Raw genomic sequence first — 19,019 nt, forward strand, 5'->3', positions numbered from 1 at the left:
CGCGTGACCCCGAAGAACCGCGATATTCCGAGCACGTTCTGGCAAAGCGACGGACCAGCCGTCGGACTGGAGGACGGTTCGCAGCCGCCCGGCTAACCGGTCGCCGACACCCAACACCCCCGCATACCCGCAACACCGACAACATTGGCGTGCCTGAAATCATTCAGGCACGCCATTCTTGCGTTAACGCCATGCTCCGCGGTCCAATCGCCCGCCAAGTAAGTCCACCCCTGGCATGAAAAATGGCCGCCCAACCGACGAACCAGCTGCTGCGACCTATTTTCCGAACGAAAGCCCGGAATTCTCCGAACTACCCACTGTGGGTGATTCGGAGAATTGCAAAAGGCCCGGTGAGCGTCACCCCCAGGGGGTGGTAACAGAAAGTCGTTCCGGCGAATAACTTCCAAAATTCCAGAGGCCTCAAAAATGCTCGCAGCATGCACGTCGCCCGCACAAGCACTGTGAAGCCCAGCGTGCACAGTCGAAGGCTCGGACAGGTCTGTTAGGTTCCGCGACTGGGCGACCGGCGCCGTATCGATCCTCCGCTCCGAAATCCCCAGATCCATGAACAGTGTGACCACGCCGGCTCTGCAACTCCGGCATAACCGCGTCGGCTGAAAGACCGCTGTCGCTGTCGGGGACCCGCAACCCAGGCCAAACATGCCCTTGAGCTATGGCCCCTTCGGGGCCGGTTCAACGCCGTAAAGCCGTCTGGCGAATGGGATCTGTATGGCCGCTTCGTACCAGCCCTTACGTCTAAGGTGCTCCTCCCAATGCGGTTGGCTCAGGCGTTGAACGTCGATCGTGTATTTGAGATTGGACGCGGGCAAGACGTGCGTCTCCGTGAAGTACCAGCCGTCCACGCGCTCGATAATCAACCGCAGAGCCTGTCGATGTCCAGCCAGCACCTGCGCACGAAGGCCCATGACTTCTACGAGCATCTCCGACAATTGAGCGACAGAATGCGTAGGGTCGTTGAGCCCGAGCCCAAGATCCTGTCCCTCAGCTCGTACCGCGCCAACTAACCGCTGATAGAACTCAGCAGCGGATTCGGGAACTTCCCATATATGCGTAGATAACACTTCACCGTCGTCCGCTTCCAGACGGACCTCTAACGTCTTCTCCCCGTTCCACGCGCCGATCACATACCTATAGTGAAGATCGGTTTCCCAGACGGGAGAGCGCACACCGTTCGCAGTGACCAGCTGATCGTCGGTCGCCTTCTGTAGCGCGCGGAGCAAGGATGCTCTTGACGGATCGGTCACCATACTTCGATACACGTCAACTTCAGCATCGTGCTCGTCTCGCTGTTGGGCAATCAATTGCTCCCGCACATCATCAAGCGACTGTTCGGTGCGATTGGCAGTAAGCACGGCAGAGTCAGCTGCGGCTTTGGCCAACTGCGCCGTCTCGTCGACATCGTGGATCCCCTGTCGCACGCCTCGGAGCGCTAAGTCGCCGGGGACAAGCAGAAGGACGACCACGCCGGCGTTAATGAGAGCGGAGCTCCACCATGGTTCGATATCTCTGAGCAGCCACGAGATGGTCGCGAACACGATTCCAATAGCAATAAGGAATGCCGGCACAAGCCAGAGGGGAGCACGTCGTCGGGTCTGTTCGGTTTTCCTGTTGCGCACACCTGAGGATACCGACGTAGGCAATCGCTCATTGGCCGCTGGCAGTAGTCCAAGCGCGTATCTGCCTCAACAGCATGAATCTTCTGTCGGTGCCACAGGCGCACGAGGTTGTGCACGGACAAGATGGTAGCGTCAGCGAAAAGTAGCGACAATGCGCTCGAGCGCCAGGTGACCGTGAAGCGCAGATTTCATGGCCACCAGCGGGCAGTTCAACTGGTTATCAGTGGGCGGCATCCTGCTCCTTTGATCAGTTTCGCATGTCCGCTATCAGGTGTCGGGAACGACAATGTTCGTGCCGGCTGCCGCACTAGAGACGAAGTTGCCGCCCTCATCGATGATGAAATCGAGGTTCTTGAACCCTTGCAGCTCCTTCTTCATCGACCAGTCGTAGCCGAAACGCTTCACGAAGGCTCCGTCGTTGTCGACCTTTCGAGCAGCGATCATCCGGACGATTAGCAACATTACGTCGCTTATGAGGATCATTTGTGTGGGGTCCGGTTGGCGCTTTTCAGCATGCTTGACCCCGGTGTAGATTGCACGAATCGCATTTGCTAGGCCAGCGGTCGAAAGTGTCACTCCTGTCCAATCCGCCTCGCAGACCGAAAGGGCTCGATAGACGTACGTCGCGAATGTCGGAGACGATCTCTGCGTTTTGGAGTAAGTTTCCCGCTCGCCGTCTACCTTCAGCGCTTGTTTGCCCCATGCATCGAGAAATATGCCCGCTGCAAGAATTATGTCTTCGACATACGGACGAGGGCGACTAAGTGCTGACACTGTTGGAGAGATCAGACGTTCCCAATTGGCGTCCCAAGCTTCTCCCCATCGTTGCAAACCGGCTGCACCCACTTCGTTCAACCAGAAGATTGCGTCGTTGAAGTCGTTCTGTTTCGGTAGTGGCGCGGAGAACTCCCGGACAGTGCGGCGCGTTACGAACGGATGCCGAGGGTAGAAGCGCTTTCGTTCGCCCGCGTGCAGTGTGGGCAGCTCATCGAAATACGCATCGTGACTGCTCACTGCGTGTTCGCGATATGCCACGGGTCTGCCAAAAAGAAGCGTTAGAAGGCTCTTGATCTTCCAGTGTTCATCGAGGTGGTCATCCGCTGGGCGCGGTTCTGAGAACTGACTAACGAGCTGAGTGAGCTGTGAAAGGGTCCATGAGCGGTTGCTGTCACTGGTCGACGAGCGCCAGCTCAGTTCAATGCGCATATCCGCCCCGTTCTGCACCCACTCAATCGGCGGGATATCCTCACGCGTCGTGATCTCAATGCGTCGGGCAAGTCCGTTGTCGGTGTAGTGACGATTCACCACGACGTTTCGGGCATTCCACAATTCGGGAAGCCCGTCGATGTGACTAACCAGCTCATCGAAGAGCGCAGGTTCGTTGATCGCAGCCCGAGTCGCCACGAGCACGGCCTCGTCCGCGACGAACCGCGCGCCCGTCACTCGAAAGTTCTCCGACCGATACGTGTTCCGAATCTTGGACAGAGTGATGCTGCCCGCAAGGGACTCGAAGATGCACTGCTCGGGAATATGCTTGCTGTTGCGAAACCATACGGACGGATGGTTTCGATTCTCGGCAAAGATCGAGCTATCGGAGCTGGATCCGTCGCTGACTTCAATCTCGACCCCTAGTTCATCGTCGAAGCGAAGCGTCGCCGGGAATTTGTGCTGGCTCCCGTCATGGTAAGTCAGTAGGACGCCGGAATACGACTTTCCTGGTTCGAATTTGTCGATGCTCAATTGTTACTCGTCCCCTTGTCACTCCTTCAGCCTTTCGTGAAGGTTGCACCAGTCCGGGAGCAGCCCCCGTCGACCCCAAACACCGCTGTCCGTACCTGCGCTCCCGATCATCCCGTTCCGCCTCGGCTTCTGTGGCGCGCGTTGGCGGTTTACGATCCGAAGGTTGCGAGACTACAAAACCAGCGGCGTTATAAGGATGTAGATTGCGTCCTAGATAATCAAACTCAGTGGGAGTGCGGCTGTGGCGCTAGAAATTCCGGGCTAGTTGCGACGCGGACGTTCATGTCATCGACGTTTGGCAATTCGTGAGACAGCAAGTGCAGCGCTTGGTGAGCCACTCGTTCCGCTTCTGACAATGAGGTGTTTGCCAGAACTATTGTGGCGGTTCCCTGGAGTCGGTGGCCCACCCACCGCAGCTGCACCTGCGGCGCCGACAGTACGCCTGGAGCCCGCTCAAGAGCTGAGCGCGCGCGATCCACGAGCTCGGGCTCGATGCCGTCCATGAGCCGACGGCCGATACTGCGGACCGTGCCCCAGAGCAGGATGATGATCGCCGCCGAGATGAGCAGCCCGACAAAGGGGTCAGCGAGAGGGAAGCCGAGCAGGACACCGAACGCGCCGAGCACCACGGCGAGGGAAGTAAACCCGTCTATGCGTGCATGCACACCGTCCGCGACGAGGGCAGCGGAGCCGATCTTTTGTCCGACACGAATGCGATAGATCGCGACTGCTTCGTTCCCCACGAAGCCGATGACGCCGGCGGCGGCAACCCACCAGAGGTTTTGCAGCGGCTGTGGATTGAAGAATCGTTCGACCGACTGCCACGCAGCGACGACGGCAGAGGCTGCGACGACGGCGATGATGAACAGGCCGGCGAGATCTTCAGCCCGACCGAAGCCGTAGGTGTAACGGCGGGTTGCGGCTCGGCGACCCAGTATAAAGGCGACCCACAGGGGTACGGCCGTAAGCGCATCCGAAAAGTTGTGGATGGTGTCCGCGAGCAGTGCCACAGATCCACTGATGAACACAACCGCGAACTGCAGGATGGTGGTGCCCAGTAGAAGGAACAAGCTGATCTTCAGCGCGCGGACACCCTGTGCACTGGCTTCTAGTGCATCGTCGATAGAGTCGGCTGCATCGTGGCTATGTGGCACGAACAGGCCGTGCAATATGCCCTTGATCCCGGTTGGGTGAGAATGTCCATGGGAGTCATGACTGTGCTCATGCTCATGCTCGTGCTCGTGCTCATGCTCGTGCTCGTGCTCATGTCCTGTCATTGGTCTGCCTCCCGCTGGGGATGATGATGACGTGGCTGGGCTTCGAGCGAGTGCTCAGCTTGGAAGATGGCGTCGGAAACGAGCCGACGTGCGTGTTCATTTTCCAGCCGGTAGAACACGCGGTTGCCCTGTTGTCGGGAGGCCACAATTCGGCCAAGCCGCAGCTTTGCCAGGTGTTGTGACACGGCCGCAGGAGTCTTGTCAACGATGTCTGCGAGATGGTTGACAGAGAGTTCATCATCGCGCAGGGCCAGAATGATCCGCACCCTTGTCGCATCGGCCAGCATCGAGAAGACTTCGACTGCGAGCTCCACGAACTGGCTGTCTGGTTCCCGTCCACACATCGGAGAATCTGCGTCCATGCGCAGATTCTTTCATACTTCAGGGCCGATGCGAACATAGGCGGCCCTCAGACTGCGGGGATATCGTTAAGGCCGAGGGAGGTGCGACGAGCATGCGGCAGGCAAGAGCTATGAGCGTGAGGCGGCCCGCCGTGCGCACTGTGCTGCTTCTGTTGTCTTTGGTGGCAGCACTCATCATCGGCCTCCTCGCTATGCACACGTTTACATCGTCCATAGGCGGGCACGGGCATTCAGTAGCGGTATCCGCTCCTGCTCATGCCGGCGTAACGCACGATGCGAAGTTGGCCGGGGCCGGCGATGCTGGGCCCGTCATCGCGCAGTGTTTCGGCACCTGTGGGTCGGATGCCGATATGGCGATGGCGTGTGTGCTCGCCCTTCTCGTGACCACGCTCCTGCTGTCCGCCGCAACTGGCGTACGTGCATGGCTGTCATCGCGGCGAGTGTGGCCGGCTGCTGCCCGAACGATCGCGTTCGCCGCACAGCCGATGCCCACGCCGCCCGACCTGCACGCCCTCTCTATCAGTCGTACCTGATTTCGCCGGCCCCTATCGGGGGACTCTCGCAATGAAATCACTCGCTTCACGACTGGAGAACACCTATGTTCAAAACACGCTTCACCCTCGCCACAACGGCATTCGTAGCCGTCGCCGTCGCCCTTACCGGCTGCTCGACGAACGACAATTCCGGAACCATGTCCGGGATGGAACACGGCGGGAGCGGTAGCACCGCCACCGCCGCACCCACCGCCCAGGGCAGTCCGCACAATGACGCCGATGTCACTTTCGCGATGGGCATGCTGCCCCATCATAAGCAAGCGGTCGAGATGGCTGACATGATCCTGGCAAAGGATGGGATCGACAGCGAGATCCGCTCACTCGCACAGGACATCAAAGCGGCCCAGACGCCGGAGATCGAAACCTTGAACGGCTGGCTCACCGCATGGGGCGCCCCGACCGCCATGGCGGGAATGGACCACGGAACCGGCGACGGCATGATGTCCGAAGGCGACATGGCAGCCCTCGAAGCAGCCGACGGCGTTGACGCAACCCGGCTGTTCCTTGAGCAGATGATCCAGCATCACCAGGGTGCCGTCGAAATGGCCGAGACGGAAGTCGCCAACGGTGAGAACCCCGACGCCATCACCCTTGCCAAGAATATCGTCAAGGACCAGAAGGCAGAGATCGCCGACATGAGCGCGCGGCTCAAGAACCTCTAACCGGCGCTCCGCACTCACCGGCAGGGTCGCCGCGTCATCCACCGCCTCGACGCGGCGGCCCTCTCGCACGAACCTCTATACCCTGGCCGCGTCCGCCCTTGGCGCTAGCTGACTCCCAGCCTAGCTTTGACCTGAGGCTGCGACCGCGGTTCGACCACAAGGAGAAAATCCATGAAAGTCATCGAAGGAATCCAGAACGTTCACCCCTCGACCTGCGGGGGCGCATCGTGACCAATCAGAAGCAACAGGACGTCGCCTCGAAGAAGTCCGACCGCATGTACGTGTTGCTCATCGTGGCGCTTGCGATCAGTTTCATTGCCATGGACTTCCTGTCGCTGGTGCAGGTCAATACGCTGGGCGACTTCTACCTGAACCTCAGCAATACCTACATGGCACTCCTGATGGTGTTCTCCATGGCCATCATCATGATCGCGGTGATGTGGCGCATGTTCAAGAACAAGAAGCTCAGTGTCGCCCTTCTCGTCATCTTCGCGCTGCTGTTCGGCGGCTCCTTCTATCTCGCTCGGACCGAGACACTGGTTGGCAACGAGGCATTCCTGAAGTCGATGATCCCGCATCACTCCCGCGCCATCTTGGTGTGCCAGGAGTCGAACATCACCGACCCGGAAATCGTTTCGCTCTGCCAGGAGATCGTGAAGTCGCAACAGCGCGAGATCAACCAGATGAAGGACATTCTCAAGCGGTACTGAAGCATTCAGTCCTCCCGGTTCAGCGGATGCGCCTCCTGACCCGTCACGCTTGAAACGGCGGAAACAGCGTTTCCGTCGCACGCCGACGTTGCTCTTACCGGGTTGAGGAAGTCCGCGCACCGGTGTTCGCATCTGCATGCGTCGGCAGAAGCCCTGCAGCGCGTCGCCTCACTCATCGACTTCCCAGTGCCCGGCCGGCAGCGCGTGTACGCTAGGGGGGTATGTTTTGGCCCGCGTGGACAGTCAAGAACGGAGGCGGCAAGAGTATGCAGACGCAAACGACGAACGTCAGCTTCCGACGCGTCCTGATTGTCGCGCTCGCGATCGGCTCAGTCTTGATGGGTTTCCTCGCCCTGCACACACTTGCCGGCCCGCACCAAGACGAGGCAGTGGTCAGCACCGTGGCGGCCACTGCTGACGCGAGTGCCCATCACTCGGTTGCAGCGCCGGAAGCAACGTTCGGACAGGCAGCCACTCTGCCCCTCTCGGTGTGCGACGAAGGCGGATGCGAACTCGGCTGTGCCTTGATAGCCATGACCTGCATGCTGCTCGTCGTTCTCCTCGGAGCGGCAGGGTTGGCACGGCTCCCTGCCAGTACCTACTGCTACCGCCTTGCCCCGATAGCGATGCAACTTCTCTCTGCGGCCAAGAACCACGTCTATTTGCCGTCGCTCACCCAACTCTCAATCAGTCGTACCTGATTTCACTCGTTTAGGGCCCAACCACCGGTCCCGACTCTCCGCGCCGCCGACGTGCAGCGAATGACGACAAGGCAGTGACCGGATCGATAGCCAATCGGCCGAATAGCCGGTGCCACTTCGCGCAACTCTGAGCGTGTCCCCTCAGAGGACCTCGGCGTCGAGCTTGGCATTCCTATCTCGCTGAGCGTTCGGTTGCTCACTCGACTAGCTCCCGAGCGACCATGCCCTTCAGGCGATCTTCTCTAACCTCACATTTTGTTTGCTTATCGAGGAACATCAATGCTCCAAACCTCAATACCACCGACCGGTAGCAGGAAGAGGCGCCCCGCGTCAGGACTTCACTCACACGACTATCCCGGCCACATGCCAACGCGCCGCTCACTGCGCGAATCGGAACGCAGGAATGCCCGACGGGCCGACGCGCCGTGGCCTCCGGCGCACGCCACACCAGCGCTGCGCAAACCGAGACCACTCGGCACTTCACTCCGGAACCGACTCGCAGTAGTCGGAGCGATGGTCGCCGTCGGCGGGATGGCGGTCACGACCTCGATCCCCGCTCTCGCCCTGACCCAGTCAGTAGGCTTCGCGACAGTTGCCGAAGAGGGAGGTGGCTCGGCGCCCGCGCAGTCCCTCGCCGTCGGCGCCGATGCAACGGCTACTCCAGTCGAGCGAGACGGCTTCACCGTGAAGGAAGCACCGAAAGTGATTTCTGCGCCTTCCGACGTGGCTGGATACTCAGCGGCCCCACTGACAGCCGCGCGCGGCGGAGAGGGCTGGCTCCTTCCCGTCGCTGGACCAATAAGTGACCCCTTCGGCCCTCGCCCAGATAAGCCGGTTCCCGGGGTTGGCGACTTCCATGAGGGAACCGACATCGCAGCTGCTTGCGGTCAGCCTGTGTCCGCTGCAGCAGGGGGCACCGTCGCTTCCGCAGGCTGGAACGGAACCTATGGAAACTGGATCCTCATCGACAACGGCGACGGCATCCAAACCGGCTATGCCCACAACAGTTCAATCCTGGTGGGCGAAGGCCAAACCGTCACAGCAGGCGACGTCATTGCGGAGGTGGGGAGTACGGGCGCTTCGAGCGGATGCCACCTCCATTTCGAAGTGCGCACCGGCGGAACGCAAGTCGATCCACAAGCCTTCATGAACGAACGCGGGGTCAGTCTTGGCTAGGGCAGCGAGCAGGGGAAGGACGGCCACGCCGGCGTTGAAAGGCGCTGGGATCGTGGCCGCTCTCCTACTCATCACCATCGCCGGAATCCCATCACCCGCCTTGGCCACCGAGTACCCGTCCTGGTCGGATGTGGAGAAGGCGCGTGCTGACGAGGCCACAAAGCAGGCGCAGATCAGCCAGCTGACGACGATGATCTCCACTTTGACAGCTGAAGTTGAAGCTGCAAAGACAGTCCAAGCGCGGCGCAGCAGCGAATACGAGGCTGCACAAGGCGCGTTCGACGAGGCAAATTACCGCGCTGAGCAGTTGCAGGCCCAAGCGGATGAAACGAATCAAACCTCAGAACGATCCAAAAGACAGGCTGGACGTCTCGCATCGTCACTGTCGCGCGTCGGGGGAGTGAATCTCAGCGCCACCCTGTTACTCAACAGCGACCAGGCTGATGAACTGTTGTACCGGCTGGGGGCGATGAGCAAACTTGCCGAGCGCTCAAGCATCATCTACAAGAAGGCCGAGAACGATAAGAATGCCGCGGCGTCGCTGACCGCGCAGGCACGTGTCGCCTCGAGCATTCTGGCGGGTCTCTCAGCGAAGGCCGAAGCGACCCTGAACGAAGCGATTGCCGCCAATAACGCCCTGCAGATCAAACTCGATGAGCAGCAGGATAACGCCGTCACCCTTGCTGCTCAGCTTGAGGTGCTTCAAGAAGACCGGCAAGCCACCGAAGCGGACTTCAACAAGGGGGAGGAAGCCCGGCGAGCGGCTGAAGCTGCCGCGGCTGAAGCTGCCGCGGCCAAGGCTGCTGAGGCCGCCGCCGCCAAAGCTGCCGCTGCCGCTGAATCGGCGGCGACACAGGGCGGTTCCGGAGAGGCCGAAGCGGACTCGGGGCAGCTCAGCAGCCAGGGCTGGACCCTACCCGCTCACGGGTGGATCAGTGACCGCTACGGCCCGCGCCCCGGAAAGCCAGTTCCTGGGGTGAGCGACTTCCATTCCGGTACCGACATCGCTGCGGGATGCGGTCAACCTGTCTCTGCCGCCACTTCCGGCACCGTCGTCTATGCGGGTTGGCTGGGAACCTATGGAAACTGGGTACTGATCGAGCACGGCGACGGAGTGCAAACAGGGTATGCCCACAACAGCACCATCCTCGTGGAAGAGGGCGAGCATGTTTCGGCTGGAGAGACAATTGCGCTGGTCGGCACGACGGGAGCATCCTCGGGCTGCCATTCCCATTTCGAGGTTCGTGTCAACGGTGCCCGGATCGATCCCCAGCCCTTCATGAGCGCACGCGGAGTGACTCTTGGCTAGCGGGAAGCGGTTCCGGCAAGTGAACGCTATTGCGGGGATCCTCTCAGTGGTAATGCTGTTCACTGCGTGTGCGCCCGATCCGCTCGCCGAACAGTACCGGGCCGGTAGCGGCAAGAACTATATCGCCGGCGACGGAACCGTGACGGAGATCGCGCCCGGCGACCGAAGTGCCACCGTCGAGTTCTCAGCGACGGTCGAGAGCGGAGAGGACGTGCGTTCGTTGGACTTCGCGGGCGACGTCATGGTGTTGAACTTCTGGTATGCAGGATGCGCCCCCTGCCGCGCCGAGGCTCCCGACCTCCAGGCCCTCTGGGAGAAGTATCAGGCCGAGAACGTGCAATTCCTTGGGGTCAACATCCGCGACCAAGTCGGAACGGCCAAAGCGTTCTCACAGTCCTACGGCGTCACCTACCCGAGCGTCATCGACGTCAACACCGGCGCGGTTCAACTCGCATTCAGCGGATCGGTGGCGCCGAACGCGGTCCCCACGACCCTCGTCCTGGACAGGCAAGGCCGTATTGCGTCCAGAATCCTCGGTCGCATTCCCGCTCCGAGCGTCCTCGACTCTCTGATCCGCACTGCTCTTGAGGAGCAGCCGCAACAGTGAACCCCGCAGAAGGCAGAACACCATGGTGACTTTCACCGCCGTTCACAGCCCAGCTTTGAGCTATATCGACCTGGGCCCATTTCGCGTTCACTTCTACTCGTTGTTCATCCTTTCTGGCATTCTGGCGGCAGCGTGGCTCACCTCGCGGCGCCTCTCATCACGCGGGGGGCAGACGGGACTTGTCCACTACATAGCCCTCTGGGTCGTGCCGTGGGGGATCGTGGGCGGCCGGCTCTACCATGTGATCACCCATCCGAGCGACTACTTCTACGCCGGGGCCGACCTGTGGCGCACTCTGTACCTTTGGGAGGGAGGGCTGGCGATTTTCGGCGCTGTGCTTTTCGGTGCGGCAGGCGCCTACGTTGCCTGCCATCGCGTAGGACTTCGTTTCTTGTCCTTCGCTGACGCGCTCGCTCCCGGCATGCTTATCGCGCAAGCGATGGGTCGGCTGGGGAACTATCTCAATCACGAGCTTTACGGCGCTCCCACCAGCCTGCCGTGGGGACTCCAGATCGAGTCCAGGAATGCTGCCTTCCCCGTCGGCCTCCCATCGGACACTCTGTTCCAACCCCTGTTCCTCTACGAGATGCTTTGGAATCTCCTCGGAGTCATCGTCATCATCCTGGCCGAGCGGCAATTCGATCTCCGCTGGGGCCGGACGTTGGGGCTGTATCTCGTCTGGTATGGGTTCGGACGGGCCTGGTTGGAAGCACTTCGACTCGATCCCACTGAGTTACAGCTGGCGGGACTGAAGGTCAACATGGTGACCGCCCTCGCGGCCGCACTCATCGGATTCGCTCTGATCCTCGTGCAATGGCGACGCCATCGTGAGCCGGAATTGAGCCCGTATTCCCGCACGGACCGCTCACCTTCCGATGTCGGGGTCGGCCAGGATAGGCCAGGAACCGCCCCCAATCTCGTCGGTGCAACAGCTATGAATCGGGTGACGCTGTCGGTGACAAGAGCGGTCCATCAGCACCGTCCCGTCAAGAACAGGAGGCCCCATGGCGGCAGTGCTCATCCTCTCAGGAGCGATGACGGCAGGGCAGAAACCGAAGTGAACGCCGAACAGCAAGGTGAGGGATCCCGCGACGATGGGTGAGATATTTGCCGGGATCGCCTTGAACGGCCAACTACTTTTCGCTATCCCGATCGCGGTGCTTGCCGGCTTGGTTTCGTTCGCGTCACCGTGCGTACTGCCGCTTCTACCCGGCTGCCTCGCGTACGTGGGCGGTATGGCGAGTGCCGACTCCAGATTCTTCCGCACACGGCTCATCGCGGGCGTCGGGTTGTTCGTACTCGGGTTCGCTATCGTATTCATCGCATACGGCGCGGCATTCGGGGCCGCTGGGGCGTGGCTCATCCGCTGGCAGGAAGCCATCACCCGCATTCTCGGCGTCCTCGTCATTCTGATGGGAATCGCCTTCCTCGGCGCGTTCAGTGTGTTTCAACGCACACTCAAGCCCTCATTCCTGCCAGCGAGAGGACTCGCCGGCGCGCCGCTGCTTGGTCTCGTCTTCGGCATCGGCTGGACTCCGTGCCTCGGCCCCACGCTCACCGCCATCTCACTGCTGAGTCTCGACTCGGCGTCGCCTTGGCGGGGAGCGATCCTCGGGCTGAGCTACTGCCTCGGCTTGGGCGTCCCCTTCCTGCTCGTCGCCCTTGGGCTCAACTGGATCGGGAGTGCCGTCGCCTTCCTGAAACGGCACATCCGTGCCATCAACATCTTCGGAGGCACCCTGCTAATCGTGATTGGATTCCTTATGGTCAGCGGCTTCTGGACGACATGGATCTACTCACTTCAAGCGCTCATAGGCGGATTCGTCCTGCCGATCTGAGAGACGCCTTAACGGAGCGGTGAGACGGGGTTCGGTGCACCGACACCACCAGTAGTGGCCCTGCGGAAAGCTCGAACGGAGTTGTCGCCTAGCCCAGTGCCGCGATGAGATCGTTGCACGCCTGTTCACAGCGCCGGCAGGACTGCGCACACACCCGGCAATGGCCGTGCATGTCGGCGTGCGTTTCGCATTCATCCGCGCACGCCTTGCAGACAGCAGCACAAGACTGCAATGCGCCCCGAGTGACATTGGCGTCGTAGCCGGTGTGGCGGGAAAGGACGCTCCCGGTGCTCAGGCAGATATCGGCGCAGTCGAGGTTGGTGCGGATGCATTTGGTCAGTTCTGCCACCATGTCCTCGCTCAGGCAGGCATCTGCGCAAGCCGTGCAAGCCTGCCCGCACTCGAGACAGGCCTTGATGCATTCGCCGAGCTTCGATTTGTCGATGGCACCGAGGTCCTTTGGATAGGAATCGAGCATCTCGGATATGGAGTTCACGGCATTTTCCTTCCGCTAGATGGGAACGCGCGCCGAGACGAGCTACGTCGCTCTTCAATCACGCTAGACCGCCTGTCTTGGCAGCACTACTGAACCGAGACGAGAGTATTCACCGATGTGGACTGGAAGCCGGACGCCGACTTCGTCGGATTGCGATAGACCGCAAGTTCACTGGTTGCGCTGAACCCCGTCAATGAGCGAGGGGAGCGCCGACGATTGACAGGAGGCCTCCGGCGAGGACGCCAAGAATGAGTACGGCAACGGCTCCGGCCATGGCAGACCAAGCAGCCCAGGGGCGTCGGTCGATTGACGGGGCGGCGGCCTCGGCAGCGTTGGACATCGGCTGCGGCCGCGGCACCGCAGGAGTTCGAGCGAACATTGGCGCCAGCCAACGCAGATAATAGAACAGGCTGGCGACGCTGTTGATCACAGCGATGACTGCGAGCCAGGCAAAGCCTCCGTCCCAGGCGGCAGTGAGCGTTGTGAGTTTGCCGACGAAGACGGCCGTCGGCGGAGTGCCGACTAAGCCGAGCAAGCTCACGACAAGGGCACCCGCGAGCCACGGGTGAATCCGTGCCACACCTCGGTAGTCGACGAGGGTACGGTGGTGCGGCAATGCGGCCACGACTGCGAAGGCGGTGAGGTTGGTGGCGGCGTACCCGGCGAGATAGAGCAGCAGGGACGGCAACGCGAGGTCGGAGCCCCCTGCGACCGCAACGGGGAGGAGCAGATACCCGACCTGGCTCACTGTCGACCAGCCCAGCAGGCGGCGCACATCATCTTGCCAGAAGGCCGCGAGATTGCCGAGCGTCATGCCTGCAGTGGCCAGGATTCCAACCAGGAGCGCGGCATCCGTTGTCGCCGGAATCAGATCCACCAGCCGGTAAGCCGCCACGAGGGCCCCGACCTTCGGAACGGTGGTGAGGAAGGCGGCCACAAGGGTACTCGCTGCCTGCGTAGCGTCCGGCACCCAGAAGTGGCCCGGAACTCCACCGGCTTTGAACATCAACCCGGCCAGCACCCCTACCAAGCCCGCGGCAACCGCCGCAGCGGGAGCACTCGCCAACGCCCGTCCCAGCTGCACGTATGCGGTCGTGCCACCGACGCCGTAGAGCACAGTCACCCCGACAAGCAGAGTGATCCCGAGCAGCGCTCCCAGCAGGTACGTCTTGAGGGCGGCCTCCGCAGCGCGGGGCGAGCGGCTCATACCGATCAAGGCGTAGAGGGGGATGCTGGCGAGCAGATATCCGGTGATGAGGATGAGCAGGTCGCCCGCGCCGGCGAGGACCATCGCGCCGAGGGATGCGAGCAGCAACAGGGCGTAAGTCTCGCTCTCCCGCGGCGTCTCGGCCAACTCCGAAAAGCCGAGCACGATCACGAAGACCGTGGCGAGCGAGATGACAATGCGGGCAACGCCCGACGCGGCGTCCACTGTGTAATTCGCCTCGAAGACTGTCATCGCCGGTCCGGTCATGCCCACAGCGGATGCGGTCGCACTCGCGAGCAAGGCCAGAACGGCGAGCAAGCGGCTCAGCGCTTGGCGACCGCGGGGCAGGAACGACCCGAGGAGAAGCACCACGATCGCGCCGCCGAGGACACAGATCTCGGGTAGTACGGCGAGTGTGTCCGATCCGAGCTCCATGGGGCCTACCGTCCGACGAGATTGACGACGACCGACGCGGCGGGCTCGATGAGGTCGAGCAGGAATCGCGGGAACAGCCCGATGATCACCGACATGACCAGAAGCGCGCCGATCGAGAGCACTTCGTTCAGCTTCAGATCACTGAAGCCGACCGAGAGGCCCCGGGGCTTGCCGGTGAGCAGCCGCTGCGACGCGCGCAGGAACAGTGCCGCGGTGATGAGGATGCCGGGGAGGGCCAGCAGACTCCATGGCACCGTCCCAATGCTGCCCGCAAAAATCTGGAACTCGGCAATGAACCCGCTGAAGCCGGGCAGGCCGAGGGAGGCGAATGCGGCCACGGCAAAGAAGGCGGCATACCGCGGGGCAGGAGCCGCGAGTCCGCCGAATGCGCTTAGGTCGTAGCTCTCGCGCCGGTCGTACAGCACGCCGGCGAGGAGGAAGAGCGCGCCGGTGACCAGGCCGTGGCTGACCATCTGCACGACGGCGCCGGTGATCGCCACTTGCTGCGCCTGCTCGGAGCTGTCACTGACCACTCCAGCGGCGCCGACGGCAAGAACGATGTATCCCATGTGGTTGACGGAGGTGTATGCGATCATCCGTTTGACATTCGTCTGCGCCAGGGCGACGAGGGCGCCGTAGAGCACCGAGACGATGCCGACGATGACGATGAGCCAGGCCCAGGATCGCCAGGCATCGGGAAGCATCGGCATGGCAATCCGCACGAAGCCGTAGGTCCCCATTTTCAGCAGTACGCCGGCCAGCACGACGGAGCCGATGGCGGGGGCATCGGTGTGCGCCGGGGGCAGCCAGGTGTGGAAAGGAAAGGTCGGCGTCTTGATCGCCAGACCGATGACAATCGCCGCGAGCACGAAGCCTGCGGCCACCGGGGCGTTCTGAAGCGCGGGGTGCCGGGCGAGCTCGACCATGTCGAACGTGTGCGGAACAGCGCCCACGTAGAGCCCGATGAAGCCCAGGAGAAGCGACAGCGAACCGAGGAAAGTGTAGAGGAAGAACTTCAGGGCAGAGCGTGCCGGGTTACCGTGCCCCCAGCCGGCGATGATGAAATACATCCCCACGATCGACAGATCGAAGAAGACGAAGAAGACGATGAGGTCCTGGGCCGCGAACACGCCGAGTGAGGCCGACTGGAGGAACAGGAACAGCGCTGCCTGCTGACGTGGCCGCTCACGCTCCTTCAGCGCGTAGACCGCGCAGGCGAGAAAGATGACGGCGGTGAGGAGAAGAAGCGGCAGCGACAGCCCGTCCACCCCGACGTGATAGCTACTGCCCACGCTCGGCATCCACTCGAGGCGTTCCTCATACGCGAGGAACCCCGCCGCAGGTACGTCGTAGGCCGCCCACATCCCGATGAGCAATGCGAAATCGACCAGCGTGACCAGCACCCACGCCCAACGGCTCAGTCGATCTGACAGACCCGGCAGCACGATGAGAACCAGTGCGGCCACGACCGGCAGAAAGATCACAAGACTGAGCACGGGCTACCTCACAACCAATAGGAGGACAAGGGCGACGGTGAGGAGGACGGTGATCTGCGCGTAGTACTGGTGGAGCTGCCCGCTCTGCGGGTGCCGGGCGGCGCGGCCGAGTTGCCGCGCTGTGCGTCCGACCGCCTCGACCAGGACGTCGACCCCATAGGTGTCGACCTCCGCCGCGGTCGAGCCTGCGCGCACCCCGCCTCGCGCGCTCGCTGTCACGGCGGCATCCAGACCTGCGTCGTCGAAGTGCGCCAAACGCCGGGCGCCGCGTACGGCACGCCGGGCAACAGAGTGGATGCCGCGGTCCAGGATTGCATCGTCGAACCGTGCGAGGTGTTCGCTCAGCCACAGCACAGGAGCAACGATGGAGGCATAGACGGCGCGCTCGAGCCCCAGCCAGTTCGCCGCCCATGACGGCTCAGGCACCCGCTTCCACGCCACCAGTCCGACGACGACGACGGCCAGGACCGCCGACCCGACCAGCTCCAGGGCCGTGGGGCGCGGTTCGCCCACCGCACCAAGTGCGAGTCGCACTTGGTCACCAAGTGGTGGCAGGGCGAGGACGCCCAGGAGGACGGCGCCGGTGGCGAGGACGAGGAGCGGAATTCGCTCCCAAAGGCCAACATGCTGCGTTCCTTGTTGCTCGGTGTCGTAGGCGTCTCGGGTCGTCGGGAGCGGGCGGCTCCAGACGATCACTAGCGCCTTGCCTGCATAAGCGGCCGAGAGCGCTGTGGCAGCGAGGCCGACCACGTACAGCGCCGGGCTCGCGGCCAAGGCGCCGGCGAGCACTTCATCCTTGGTCGCCCACAGCGACAGCGGTGCGACACCGGTCAGCGAGAGCGCACCGGCAGAGAACGCGACCCCCACCACCGGCCAGCGCCTCGCGACACCGCGCAAGCCGTGCAGCTGTTTAGTGCCGAGCGCGGTGAGCCACGCTCCCGCGGCGAGGAACAGCAGGGACTTCGTCGCCGCGTGCGCAACAAGGTGTGCAGTACCGCCCGCCACGGCACCCACGCCGGCGGCTAGAACGATAAACCCGAGCTGCGCCGCCGTGGACGCCGCCAGGAGTTGCTTGAGGTCGCGCTGGGCCACGGCGACGATGCCGAGCAGCAACGCGGTCAGGGCCCCAACCCAGGCGGCGGTCGTGGCCGCCCATCCAGTGGCCTGCAAGAACGGAGCGAATCGGAGCAGAAGGTAGCCGCCCATGGCCACCATTGCCGCAGAGTGCAACAGGGCACTGACCGGACTCGGTCCCTCCATCGCCCTCGACAACCAGAAGCTGAAGGGTAACTGGGCAGCCTTGCCGAACGCCGCCAGCAGGATTCCGGCCGCAACGACATCCCGCCAGCCGGGCGGCGCATCGGCCAAGTCGGCGAAAGTGAGTCCGGTGCCTCCGGCCAGGGCCGCACCGGCTGCGGCGTAGAGGCCCAGGTCGCCCACGCGCGTGGTGATGAACGCGGTCAAGCCGGCCGAGACTCGGAACTCGTCGCGCCACTGGAACCCGATCAGGGCGTAGGACAGCGCTCCCATGATCTCCCACGCAAACAGCAGCGTGGGCAGGGTCGTTGCAGTCGCCGTGACGGCAACGGATGCGGCGAAGATCAGCATCAGGCCGTGGAAACGTGCCGGGGCCTGGGTTCCCTCTGCGGCCGCAAAGGCCAGCACGGCGAGGGTGACCACGGCGACCGTCGGCACGATCAGTGCCGACAGGGCGTCAACGGCGAGGCCGAACGTGAAACCGGTGAGGAAGGGCACGTCTACAGCCGGCCGCGCGATGGACGCGGCCACAGCCGTGAGGGCGGTCAGCCCAGCCGTGACGAGCGAAACCGCTGCAGCCGACCGATTCGCCGCACGGCCCAGGACGCACAGGGCGACGCCGGAAATGGCCGGCAACCCGATCAGTAGCCACAGCAACAGCTGTCCCCACCCGCTGGGGTTCACGTCGGGGCTCATCCGGAGAGGTCCGTCGCCATGTCGGTCATGTCAGATCCCCGCGACCGGTGGAGGAGGGTGGCGACCGCGAATCCCATCGCCATCTCCACCGTCATCGCGGCGATCACGACCAGGAGGAGCACCTGGCCATCGGGTGCGGGAGCCAGGAACCACCAGAAGGCTGTGACCGCGAGAATCACGGCATTCAGCATCAACTCCAGGCCCATCATGACCATGACGACGACTTGCTGGGAGAGCGCTCCGTAGAGCCCGACGCAGAACAGCGCGGCCGCTGCGATCAACACAAGTTGCAGGCTCATCCGCCCAGTCCTCCCCGTCGCAGGTCGTGCGGGCTGCGGCGCTTCAGGTCGTCCCCCCAACGGTCGTACCGCCCTCGCGGGTTGGCGAGCACGAGAGCGGCGATGATCGTGGCGAAGAGTATTGGACTGACGGTGAGCATCACGAGCATCTTCGAGCCCATGATCGTTTCGCCCAGGGAAGCGGTCAGATCCCCAGTCGGCGACTCGGCCGGTGCTGGCCACGGAACCAGCAGCACACCGGCGGCGAGGAGAACGAACGTGCCGGCGGATAGGATCAGCGCCCACCGGTTGTTGTGCACCATGCTCATCGGCATCAACGCAGGGTTCATCCCCATGAACATGATCATGTAGATGGCCATGATCGCCATCTCCATCACCATCATAAGAATGGTGATGACGCCGATGTAGTCGAGGTCGAACATGAGGAGCATCGCACCGACGGCGACGAAAGAGATGGCCAATGCGTAGGTCGCGCGTGCCATCGAGTCGACGCGGAAGACGGCGACTCCGGATGCTATGGCGACGACCGCCAGTGCGCAAAAGACGATGACTGCTAGCAC

19 protein-coding genes are annotated in these 19,019 nt (G+C 62.5%); 9 read left to right on the forward strand and 10 right to left on the reverse strand.

The genetic code is table 11. The annotated features are described in order from the left end of the window. Positions 1-671: 671 nt before the first annotated feature. The 4 genes from EEJ31_RS09820 to EEJ31_RS09830 all read right to left on the reverse strand — a co-directional run bounded on the left by EEJ31_RS09820 (position 672) and on the right by EEJ31_RS09830 (position 5,016). A complete protein-coding gene (locus tag EEJ31_RS09820; RefSeq protein WP_123046130.1) occupies positions 672-1,556 on the reverse strand; it encodes a hypothetical protein in 885 nt (294 codons plus the stop codon). A gap of 348 nt (positions 1,557-1,904) precedes the next feature. Then, the gene (locus tag EEJ31_RS13750) at positions 1,905-3,377 is read right to left on the reverse strand and encodes an ApeA N-terminal domain 1-containing protein (RefSeq protein ID WP_148040159.1); all 1,473 of its coding nucleotides are present in this window, start codon (positions 3,375-3,377) and stop codon (positions 1,905-1,907) included. Between the two features lie 224 nt (positions 3,378-3,601). Further along, positions 3,602-4,654 carry a cation diffusion facilitator family transporter gene (locus EEJ31_RS09825; RefSeq protein WP_123046131.1) on the reverse strand — a complete coding sequence of 351 codons (1,053 nt, stop codon included), beginning with the start codon at positions 4,652-4,654 and terminating at the stop codon, positions 3,602-3,604. After that, positions 4,651-5,016 carry an ArsR/SmtB family transcription factor gene (locus tag EEJ31_RS09830; protein WP_199727324.1) on the reverse strand — a complete coding sequence of 122 codons (366 nt, stop codon included), beginning with the start codon at positions 5,014-5,016 and terminating at the stop codon, positions 4,651-4,653. Before EEJ31_RS09830 ends, EEJ31_RS09825 begins: the two co-directional genes overlap by 4 nt. Positions 5,017-5,147: 131 nt before the next feature. Between EEJ31_RS09830 and EEJ31_RS09835 the strand changes: the two genes are divergently transcribed. The 9 genes from EEJ31_RS09835 (at position 5,148) to EEJ31_RS09875 (ending at position 12,573) form a co-directional block, all read left to right on the forward strand. Beyond that, complete coding sequence (locus EEJ31_RS09835) at positions 5,148-5,549, forward strand: DUF6153 family protein (protein ID WP_148040160.1); 402 nt, start codon at positions 5,148-5,150, stop codon at positions 5,547-5,549. A 65-nt stretch (positions 5,550-5,614) separates the two neighbouring features. Beyond that, positions 5,615-6,232, forward strand: a complete 618-nt coding sequence (locus tag EEJ31_RS09840; protein ID WP_123046133.1) for a DUF305 domain-containing protein — start codon at positions 5,615-5,617, stop codon at positions 6,230-6,232. A gap of 227 nt (positions 6,233-6,459) precedes the next feature. Further along, positions 6,460-6,942 carry a DUF305 domain-containing protein gene (locus EEJ31_RS09845; RefSeq protein ID WP_233563840.1) on the forward strand — a complete coding sequence of 161 codons (483 nt, stop codon included), beginning with the start codon at positions 6,460-6,462 and terminating at the stop codon, positions 6,940-6,942. 266 nt (positions 6,943-7,208) lie between these two features. Then, positions 7,209-7,643, forward strand: coding sequence for a hypothetical protein (locus EEJ31_RS09850; RefSeq protein WP_123046134.1), 435 nt, complete (start codon positions 7,209-7,211; stop codon positions 7,641-7,643). Between the two features lie 513 nt (positions 7,644-8,156). After that, the gene (locus EEJ31_RS09855) at positions 8,157-8,819 is read left to right on the forward strand and encodes a M23 family metallopeptidase (protein WP_233563841.1); all 663 of its coding nucleotides are present in this window, start codon (positions 8,157-8,159) and stop codon (positions 8,817-8,819) included. 52 nt (positions 8,820-8,871) lie between these two features. Beyond that, positions 8,872-10,128, forward strand: coding sequence for a M23 family metallopeptidase (locus EEJ31_RS09860; protein ID WP_123046136.1), 1,257 nt, complete (start codon positions 8,872-8,874; stop codon positions 10,126-10,128). Further along, positions 10,121-10,735 (forward strand): TlpA family protein disulfide reductase, encoded by a 615-nt coding sequence (locus EEJ31_RS09865; protein ID WP_233563842.1) that lies wholly within the window; start codon positions 10,121-10,123, stop codon positions 10,733-10,735. Before EEJ31_RS09860 ends, EEJ31_RS09865 begins: the two co-directional genes overlap by 8 nt. Before the next feature lie 22 nt (positions 10,736-10,757). Next, complete coding sequence (gene lgt / locus EEJ31_RS09870; RefSeq protein ID WP_123046138.1) at positions 10,758-11,837, forward strand: prolipoprotein diacylglyceryl transferase; 1,080 nt, start codon at positions 10,758-10,760, stop codon at positions 11,835-11,837. Then, positions 11,830-12,573: a cytochrome c biogenesis CcdA family protein gene (locus tag EEJ31_RS09875; protein ID WP_123046192.1), complete on the forward strand. Its 744-nt coding sequence runs from the start codon at positions 11,830-11,832 to the stop codon at positions 12,571-12,573. Before lgt ends, EEJ31_RS09875 begins: the two co-directional genes overlap by 8 nt. A gap of 88 nt (positions 12,574-12,661) precedes the next feature. Here EEJ31_RS09875 and EEJ31_RS09880 read toward each other — a convergent pair whose 3' ends face one another. From EEJ31_RS09880 to EEJ31_RS09905, 6 genes are all read right to left on the reverse strand, one after another. Next, on the reverse strand, positions 12,662-13,051 hold the full coding sequence (locus EEJ31_RS09880; RefSeq protein ID WP_123046193.1) for a four-helix bundle copper-binding protein: 390 nt from the start codon (positions 13,049-13,051) through the stop codon (positions 12,662-12,664). Between the two features lie 208 nt (positions 13,052-13,259). Beyond that, positions 13,260-14,711: an NADH-quinone oxidoreductase subunit N gene (locus tag EEJ31_RS09885; RefSeq protein WP_123046139.1), complete on the reverse strand. Its 1,452-nt coding sequence runs from the start codon at positions 14,709-14,711 to the stop codon at positions 13,260-13,262. Positions 14,712-14,716: 5 nt separating this feature from the next. After that, complete coding sequence (locus EEJ31_RS09890; RefSeq protein WP_123046140.1) at positions 14,717-16,207, reverse strand: complex I subunit 4 family protein; 1,491 nt, start codon at positions 16,205-16,207, stop codon at positions 14,717-14,719. Positions 16,208-16,210: 3 nt separating this feature from the next. Next, positions 16,211-18,160: a proton-conducting transporter transmembrane domain-containing protein gene (locus tag EEJ31_RS09895; protein ID WP_123046141.1), complete on the reverse strand. Its 1,950-nt coding sequence runs from the start codon at positions 18,158-18,160 to the stop codon at positions 16,211-16,213. Then, complete coding sequence (nuoK, locus tag EEJ31_RS09900; RefSeq protein WP_123046142.1) at positions 18,157-18,459, reverse strand: NADH-quinone oxidoreductase subunit NuoK; 303 nt, start codon at positions 18,457-18,459, stop codon at positions 18,157-18,159. Before nuoK ends, EEJ31_RS09895 begins: the two co-directional genes overlap by 4 nt. Then, positions 18,456-19,019 (reverse strand): NADH-quinone oxidoreductase subunit J, encoded by a 564-nt coding sequence (locus EEJ31_RS09905; RefSeq protein ID WP_123046143.1) that lies wholly within the window; start codon positions 19,017-19,019, stop codon positions 18,456-18,458. The genes nuoK and EEJ31_RS09905 overlap by 4 nt, the downstream gene beginning before the upstream one ends.

It is taken from the genome of Cryobacterium tepidiphilum (assembly GCF_003716325.1).
GTDB classification, from domain to species: domain Bacteria; phylum Actinomycetota; class Actinomycetes; order Actinomycetales; family Microbacteriaceae; genus Cryobacterium; species Cryobacterium tepidiphilum.